Here is a 556-nt window from a genome sequence, read left to right as displayed (position 1 = left end):
ATCTGCTCGCCCAGGATCCGCGACTCCGCGTCGTTCATGCCCGCGACAGGTTCGTCGAGCAACAGCAGGGACGGCTCCGCACACAATGCGCGGGCGATCTCCACCTTCTTGCGGATGCCGTAGGGCAGCGGACCGACGGGCTGGTCGAGGTACTCCTCGATGGCCAGTGCCTCCGCCATGGTTCGAACGATCCTCTCGTCCTCGGCGCTCTCGCGGCGCGCCCGCGGCAATGCCAACGGCGCCGTCCCTGCTGTTGCTCGACGAACCTGTCGCGGGCATGAACGACGCGGAGTCGCGGATCCTGGGCGAGCAGATCCTGGAATGCCGTGACCGCTTCGACCTCACCGTGCTCCTCGTCGAGCACGACATGGAGTTGGTGCTCAACCTCTCCGACCACATCACGGTCCTGCAGTCCGGCCGGGTCATCGCCGACGGCACACCCGACGTGGTGCAACGGGACCCCGATGTCATCGCCGCGTACCTCGGTAGCGAGGCCGCGCCGTACGAAACCGAGAGGGCTGCTCATGGATAGCTTTCTGAATGCCTTGGCCGGTGG

The 556-nt window shown here is 66.4% G+C and carries 2 protein-coding genes; one reads left to right on the top strand and one right to left on the bottom strand.

What is annotated here, in order from left to right:
- Positions 1–230: ATP-binding cassette domain-containing protein (locus IJ15_RS26845; RefSeq protein ID WP_269321492.1), on the bottom strand; the 230-nt coding region annotated here is incomplete at its 3' end.
- Between IJ15_RS26845 and IJ15_RS0124195 the strand changes: the two genes are divergently transcribed.
- A complete protein-coding gene (locus IJ15_RS0124195) occupies positions 230–532 on the top strand; it encodes an ABC transporter ATP-binding protein C-terminal domain-containing protein (protein WP_051919622.1) in 303 nt (100 codons plus the stop codon). The two genes, IJ15_RS26845 and IJ15_RS0124195, sit on opposite strands and share 1 nt — an antisense overlap.
- The last annotated feature ends 24 nt before the right edge of the window (positions 533–556 follow it).

Source organism: Prescottella defluvii (assembly GCF_000738775.1).
Classification (GTDB): domain Bacteria; phylum Actinomycetota; class Actinomycetes; order Mycobacteriales; family Mycobacteriaceae; genus Prescottella; species Prescottella defluvii.
The sequence above is the reverse complement of the archived record's forward strand: the minus strand, read 5'-3'. Positions and strand labels throughout refer to the sequence as shown.

Excerpts from the sequence above, each read along its gene's own strand:
- IJ15_RS0124195 (WP_051919622.1), top strand. The coding sequence starts at position 230 with ATGCCAACGGCGCCGTCCCTGCTGTTGCTCGACGAACCTGTCGCGGGC.